Origin of the sequence: Leucothrix pacifica (genome assembly GCF_003172875.1) — a bacterium.
Taxonomy (GTDB): Bacteria; Pseudomonadota; Gammaproteobacteria; order Thiotrichales; family Thiotrichaceae; genus Leucothrix; species Leucothrix pacifica.
The window spans coordinates 1-6,738 of sequence record NZ_QGKM01000033.1; the positions used below are offsets into that span (position 1 = coordinate 1).

6 protein-coding genes and 2 pseudogenes are annotated in these 6,738 nt (G+C 42.8%); 2 read left to right on the forward strand and 6 right to left on the reverse strand.

Features of this window, described 5'->3' with window-relative positions:
- Positions 1-16: 16 nt before the first annotated feature.
- Positions 17-418: pseudogene (locus DKW60_RS12015) on the forward strand (integrase core domain-containing protein); the annotation flags it as partial.
- 43 nt (positions 419-461) lie between these two features.
- On the opposite strand, the gene DKW60_RS12020 reads toward DKW60_RS12015, so the two are convergent.
- The 4 genes and pseudogenes from DKW60_RS12020 to DKW60_RS24525 all read right to left on the reverse strand — a co-directional run.
- Positions 462-1,121, reverse strand: a complete 660-nt coding sequence (locus DKW60_RS12020) for a protein kinase domain-containing protein (RefSeq protein WP_181389677.1) — start codon at positions 1,119-1,121, stop codon at positions 462-464.
- Positions 1,122-1,123: 2 nt separating this feature from the next.
- Positions 1,124-1,870 carry a PP2C family serine/threonine-protein phosphatase gene (locus DKW60_RS12025; RefSeq protein ID WP_109837900.1) on the reverse strand — a complete coding sequence of 249 codons (747 nt, stop codon included), beginning with the start codon at positions 1,868-1,870 and terminating at the stop codon, positions 1,124-1,126.
- A gap of 3 nt (positions 1,871-1,873) precedes the next feature.
- A complete protein-coding gene (locus DKW60_RS12030; protein ID WP_109837901.1) occupies positions 1,874-2,551 on the reverse strand; it encodes a vWA domain-containing protein in 678 nt (225 codons plus the stop codon).
- A 467-nt stretch (positions 2,552-3,018) separates the two neighbouring features.
- Positions 3,019-3,187, reverse strand: a pseudogene (locus DKW60_RS24525) (IS66 family transposase); the annotation flags it as partial.
- Positions 3,188-3,273: 86 nt separating this feature from the next.
- Between DKW60_RS24525 and DKW60_RS23695 the strand changes: the two are divergent.
- Positions 3,274-3,447, forward strand: coding sequence for a hypothetical protein (locus DKW60_RS23695; RefSeq protein WP_181389679.1), 174 nt, complete (start codon positions 3,274-3,276; stop codon positions 3,445-3,447).
- Here DKW60_RS23695 and DKW60_RS12040 read toward each other — a convergent pair.
- Both DKW60_RS12040 and DKW60_RS12045 read right to left on the reverse strand, forming a co-directional pair.
- Positions 3,441-3,992, reverse strand: a complete 552-nt coding sequence (locus DKW60_RS12040) for a hypothetical protein (RefSeq protein WP_109837902.1) — start codon at positions 3,990-3,992, stop codon at positions 3,441-3,443. The genes DKW60_RS23695 and DKW60_RS12040 overlap by 7 nt on opposite strands.
- A 165-nt stretch (positions 3,993-4,157) precedes the next feature.
- Positions 4,158-6,738 (reverse strand): DUF3427 domain-containing protein (locus DKW60_RS12045; RefSeq protein ID WP_109837904.1); only part of this gene is annotated, 2,581 nt, incomplete at its 5' end.

Below are 6,738 nucleotides of genomic sequence, written 5' to 3' on the forward strand. Positions count from 1 at the left end.
CTTTCAATCATAACTCACGTTGCGGGTAAAGTTAGATCAATTGAATATTAGTCAATCCTTTAGCCGCCCACGTGTGAGTGATGATAATGCATACGTGGAATCTTTCTTCCGAACATTGAAATACGGGCCCTCTTGGCCCAGCCAGGGCTTTACCTCGTTAGATCAGGCACGTGAATGGGTGCAACAGTTTATGCAGTGGTACAACCATGAGCATCAGCACAGCAAGATTCGCTTTGTGACGCCTGCACAACGTCACCGAGGAGATGACAAAGCCGTGTTAACGCAGCGAGCATCCGTCTACGCGCAAGCAAAGCAAGCGAACCCGGCGCGCTGGTCAGGCAATACACGTGACTGGTCTGTGATCACTGAAGTGACTTTAAATCCTGAGCGACCTGCTGAGGGAAAGAAAGCGGCATAATCAGACAGGTCACTTGATATGATTTTTTGAAAAAATGCGACAACTACCTTGAAAAACACCGCCTTCCCATAAATAACAACTGAAATATAGCTACAGCTAAACCAAAAAGATCACTTGATGCTTGTCTGTATAGTCCTCTTAAAGAAGCCCCTTGCAACTCTGGAGGGGTGAACTCTGGCATACCAACTTCGCATAAATAGTTAGCGCCCAAGAAAGTAAACTGAAAACTATCAGCATCAATAAGAGCCACTGTAGCTTTTTTTGAGATCAGAGCCCCTGAATGGTTGAAGTCTCCAATTACACAACCCTTTTCATGTACTGTTGCCACTGCTCGTGCAACATTTGTTGCCGCCCTGATTATAAAACGATAGTCCACATTAGGGTAATGTGTCTTTCTGGACTTAGGGCTATAAAGCTCATGCATTGGGTAATGCTCTGAAACTAGTTTCATGGAAAACCCAACGAACTCCCCACTTGCGTCAGTCAGTATTTCTTGAGGAAATGCAATGAGCTCTGTATTTTCATAAAATTTAGATTTAACTAACGCATGGACTTTGTTTTTTCGTTTGCTACGTATATTTTTGTAGTAAATCTTTACTGCAAAATTCGGTCTTCCTTGAATTAGAAAAACCTCACCCTCACCACCTTTACCAACTTTCTTGCCCAGGCGCAGGCTGTTAGCACCTATAAAAAAATGCTCCACAGTTATGAACCAGAGATAAGGATTAAAGTTTTATCATCATCTGTTTTATCACAAACTGCATCGCTAGCTAGAAACGTCTGCAGCTGCTCAGATAACTTTGGTAAAAGACTTTCTTCATTACTCTTATCAATAGGGCGAATCATTGGTTCAAAGAATGCGGGGTGGGCAGTTTGCGTTGCTTCGTCTAATGATAAATCTCCCACTCCATCAGAGAAAAGAGCAAAAGCATCATAAGCTGAATCGAAAGTAATATAATTCAATCTCACAGATGGACTATCGGTAATGAAGTAAGTTGAGGAAGCATATTCACCATTTTCTGGCCAACACAAAGGTTCCCAAACCCCATTTTTTCTGGCCGTTGCGCAGCTATCCCCAATTTGTAACAGCAATGTTAAGTCCTGAGTCGAAAATACTAATGTTAGCGTTGCTGCAAATTGTCTGGGGGTTGTATTTCGTTTTTGGGACAGTTGAGCAATCTTGTCCCTCAAATCATCAATCCAGAGGAGTACGGTTTCTTCACCTGGAATCGACTCATGCTCATAAAACCATTCTCGAAAACATACCTTTAAGTGTCGGCAAGTTAACCAAGCCCCTTGAGCTCCAAATTCAGCACTCCCAGCACCATCTGATACGATAGCAACTAACTGACCGGTACTTAGTTTAGACACCGAGTATGCATCTTGAAGCCTAGTACCAGTTTTTAAATGTGATGTTCCTATCTTTGATGCAGCCGCCCATCTCCAATTCATGTCTTAACCTGCTACAGCCCAACCGTCAGGCGACATAGGGTTTTCAAGAGGAACTTGCTCGCCAGGGCCTGATTGAGAAACACTTCCCAATGAGCTAGATAACCAAGCGAATAACTCACGAAAGGCTAAACCTTTTAATTTCAACGGCTGACGGACAGGTGAAAGTTTAGATAAGATTTCCAAATTGGCATCCTGTACTGCTATGGGGTAAAACATAAATTCTTTATTAGATTCACCAGCTTGAATCATAGCTTGAGCCACTTGCCAATCATCAGTTGGTGCTCCGTCGGTAATTAGTATCACCCATGGTCGAAAGTACTTAATACCATTGCTTTTGTATATTTCTTTTCTGTCTTTTAAAAGATTTAGACCCTGTTCAATAGCCTCACCCATCGGGGTAGCTCCCTCAGGCTCTAATTGCTCTAAGTCAAACCCATCGACAGTGGTAAAATCGGACCTTACCTGAACTGGGCCAAAGGTTATAACAGACAGTTCAACAGTTTTAGCAGCCATTGAGTCAGCTAGTAGCTCTTCTTTAAACAAAGACAAACCATTATTTAACTCTTGAATTGGTTGCCCACTCATTGAATACGAGTTGTCCAGCAAAAGAACGACTGGACACCTTTTTTGAGGGTTTTCCACAAACTCTGGATTAAATGGCTGTTGCTCAAATTCACTCATAAAAAATCCCTAATAAATTAATGTCATTACTGGGTAGACATTATCACTTGTGGCCTTGTTTAGAAAATTCATGTAGTTAATTTTAAGTCCTATTTAAATAATTATGAGTCTGGTTATAAGGGAGGGTAACACCCGATACTTGCCCCTGATTAATACACTTTTAAGCAACTAGGTTTATCATGCCATCAATAACAAAGGACCATTTTGGCTTTATCCTTGATAAAGGCCATCTCGTATCTAAGCGGTCCCAACACTCTCAAAGGTAGAAGCTTCTGCGCATTGCCAAAGAGTACTTCGGCGGAGAACTCTAGGTTAACTACTTGCTTTGCTTGGCGTATTCTTATTTATTCTCTGTTACCACGGCCTAAGCGTTAGGTGAACGCCAGGCCTGTGACTTCTGCCATTGCCCAAGGCATTAGTGAAGCGTAATCGTCAGGGCGGGTCTGAGGCAATCGCTCAAATAGTTAGCTCAGGTAGTGATAGGGTTCCCGGTGATTCGCTTTGGCGGTTTCAATCAGGCTGTACAGATTTGCACTGGCGGTTGCGCCGCGTTGACTATGGCCCGATAACGAAGGGGCGGATGGCGTTTTCAGCTGCATTATTGTCCATAGTTCGGTCTCCCTGTCCGACGTAGCGGAGAGTTCGGGCCAGTATTTCAGGGATGCAGTACTTGCAGAGCCGACAAAGCTGAGAAACGCGCGGAATATCTGGCGGTAGAAAGTGTGCAGGGATACGTCTTGATTGAGCAGGATGTTGCAGAAAAAAACAGGGATGTTGAGCAAGAGGCCGAACAGGCGCTGATTATCGAGGAGTTGATACGATTACACGAAGGGGTGTTAGCTCGGTATGGGCTACGGCCTTCAGAGTTTGAGTTGTGGAATGTCATGGCTCATTGATCACTATGTGTTGAAGAGGCCTTTTTTGATTCTTTATCAATGTACTCCCATGTCAGTTCAAAGCAGAGTTTTTCTTTTTCCATAGTTTCCCAATACGCTTTCAGCTGAGGTTTCTTGTTTACAAGGTATTTCATGCCTTTGACCCAGTAGAGCCAAACTTTTTTAGGTATTAGACCTCTTTGGTAAAGTTGATACTCTTCTATACAAAGATCGAAGTATTTGTGCACTACCGGCGCAAGAGCCATGGAAGAGTCGGAGTCCTTCGGTAGTTGTTCAAGTTCATCGCTAATTTCGTAGAAACGTTTGTTATAGCTTTCAAATAACTGAAGAAATAACCGGTCCTCTTCGAAAAATTTCTTCTGTAGGAAGTAGGTGAGGCCAAGTGCTGAAGCAAGTCCACTAAACCAAAGCTTAAAACCTTCATCAGTGATGTTACTTTTTCCAACTAGGTATGACGTTAAGAATATAAACGAAAAGATGAGAAAAAGCCCTAGTGGCCAAACCCAGCGAGCAGTTAACTTGAATCTACGGATTATATGGTTCATATTTTTTACTTTGGCGTTAGTTGAAAGTAATTCAAGGGCAGAAAGTCAAATCATGTTGAGCGCGATATTGGTTGGCCAGTAACAGAATGCACTAAGTTTTGTCTAAGCTCCTGAGGTACGATGTTAACTACTCCTCATTCGCTGAGCTTCTAGCATACACTTAAATTAACCAACTGCCAGCTTAGCCGCCTGATGCCACATAAAGCTCGGCATCGGTGTTTGCAGCTTCCATTTAATACTCATTGGCTGCGACCCTGTGTGAGATAAATACTCCACTTCACCATAATTCACAAAGCCCATTGTACGGCCAAATTCATCTTTAGTTTGTTCACGTACAAAAAGAATTAAGCGCTTGCCAATCTGCCTGTGTTGTATGTATTCCTTACCTCGGCCTTTGTCAGGACGTGCGCTATTTTGTGACTGCCAATGAAAGAGGCGATCACTGATAGCATAATCGTGATACATCGTCGTTGGGGAAAACTGCTTTTCATTTTTATTAAGCGTTACGAAAAACAACTCAATGTTTTCATCTTTGATGACGTAAACACCTTCTCTAGCAGGTGGTTGTCGTTCAAAGGTAGTCGCGCCGAAGGCAACTAGAATTTGCTCTCTCGCATACCGTGCGTGCAGTCGCAAAGGCACATCGGGTAAATCCGGCATGACTGCTTGCTCGTGTTTGGTTTGCTTGAGCTTCCAATCAAGAGCATCATTTAGCTCAGCACAAAGGTTGAGCTTATTTAGTTTGGCCAAACTTTCTTCTAAGTTGCTACTACCTGTTTTAGGTCCTTCTTTTTGCCAAAAGTCGTAATGACACATTAAAGCCTCTCGGTGTGATTCTTCAGAGTAAACAAAATTGTTTTGGCAGAGCTGTTTTAGAAATAATAAATAATTGTGGTCATCACAGCATAAAACCCGTCTCCAAATGGCATTTTTTATTAGCTTATAATCTGCTTCATTCTCCCGCGTTATATCGTTAGCTCGATTCACTAATTTTTGCCAGCTACCGCGCTTATACAACTCGCTAAGGTCGATGTGATTATGTTGGACTAAAAAGTTTGAGAGTGTCAGCGGTGCAGTCGAGTGCTGAGGGTACTGACGAATTAAGGAGACAACCCTATTCATGGTTAATGTCGCTTGTCGGATGTTCTTAAGCACCATTTCTTGTGTCTGCTTCGTCAGTTCAATACGACAGCCAAGAGGTGCATGCGGAAACCCTTGTTTAATTTCATCGGATATTGCATGTTCTGTCTTGCCGATTAGGGCACGGAATTTATTTGCAAAGTCGTATTCTGGGCGGGAGTTACCAACAAAATCCAATACCGTGCAGCAGTCCTTACCATTTTCTTTTCGCAGTCCTCGACCTAGTTGTTGCAAAAAGATGGTGAGACTCTCCGTTGGCCGTAGGAGTAATAAGGTATCGATTTCAGGTATATCGACACCTTCATTAAATATATCTACAACGCAAAGTACACTGATTTGACCAGAGCGGATTGCTTGCTGTTTAGCTTGACGAAGTTCGCTATTTTTACTGGTTAAAACATCAGCTTTAATTCCTTTCAACAAGAATTGCTGTGTCATGTATTCAGCGTGCTCTTGGCTGACACAAAAAGCTAAGGCTTTCATGCTGCCAACATTTGTAACGATCTCTTCCAAGCTCCGCAATATTTTACTGACTCGGCTCTGGTTGCTGGTATAAAGATTGGTTAATTGAGTAATGTCATACCGGCCTTTGCTCCACGGAATATTACGAAGATCAGTGTCATCGTCGATACCAAAGTAGTGAAAGGGGCAGAGGTGATGTTCAGTGATTGCTTCGGGTAAACGAAGCTCGGCAGCGATTACACCGCCAAAGTCGTCGAGTATATTTTTACCATCATGGCGCTCGGGTGTTGCCGTAAGACCAAGCAAAATTGATGGTGCAAAGTAGTCAAGGATGCCTCGGTAGCTACTTGCGGTAATGTGATGCACTTCATCAATCACAATGTAATCGTAGAAGTCTGGTGTGAGTTTTAAATCAGTGAGTTGATTGTTGATGGTTTGGACAGAGACAAACAGTTGACGGTAGTGCTCGGGTGAATGTCCGCTAACCCATAACTCGCCAAAAGCACCGTTTTTCAACACGCCACGATATGCCTCTCTCGCTTGCTTTAGTATCTCTTCTCGATGTGCAACGAATAGAAATTTGGCTTCAGGTTTTTGTTTTATAAAGCGTGCAAAATCAAAAGCGGATATGAGTGTTTTTCCCGTTCCTGTGGCGGCGACGACCAAATTTCGGAAGCGCTGATGGACACTCCTTTGAACGTTTAATTGCTCGAGAATATCGGCTTGATGTGGGTATGGGTCAATACTGAAAAAGAACGTTGGACTGTGGTCGCTACCTGTTTTTTCTTTATTTAAAGCACGCTTTAGCTTCTCAGTGCTTTCAGCATTACCATCAAAGTATTCAAAATCACTCGATTCCCAATAGGTTTCAAAGGTGTTGAGTGACTTAGTGATAATGTGTGGAATCTCTTGGGATGTAATTTTTAAATTCCACTCAAGGCCACTGGTTAATGCAGAGCGTGAAATATTTGAAGAGCCGATATAACCAGTGTGGTAACCCGTATCACGCAAAAACAAATAGCTTTTTGCATGAAGGCGTTCTCGTTCAGTGTTATAGCTGAGCTTTACTTCGGTATTGGGTAGACTTGCCAAATACTCGACCGCTTTAGCATCCGTCGCGCCCATATAGGAGAATGATATGAAC

Excerpts from the sequence above, each read along its gene's own strand:
- DKW60_RS12025 (WP_109837900.1), bottom strand. The coding sequence starts at position 1,870 with ATGAATTGGAGATGGGCGGCTGCATCAAAGATAGGAACATCACATTTA.
- DKW60_RS12030 (WP_109837901.1), bottom strand. The coding sequence starts at position 2,551 with ATGAGTGAATTTGAGCAACAGCCATTTAATCCAGAGTTTGTGGAAAAC.
- DKW60_RS12040 (WP_109837902.1), bottom strand. The coding sequence starts at position 3,992 with ATGAACCATATAATCCGTAGATTCAAGTTAACTGCTCGCTGGGTTTGG.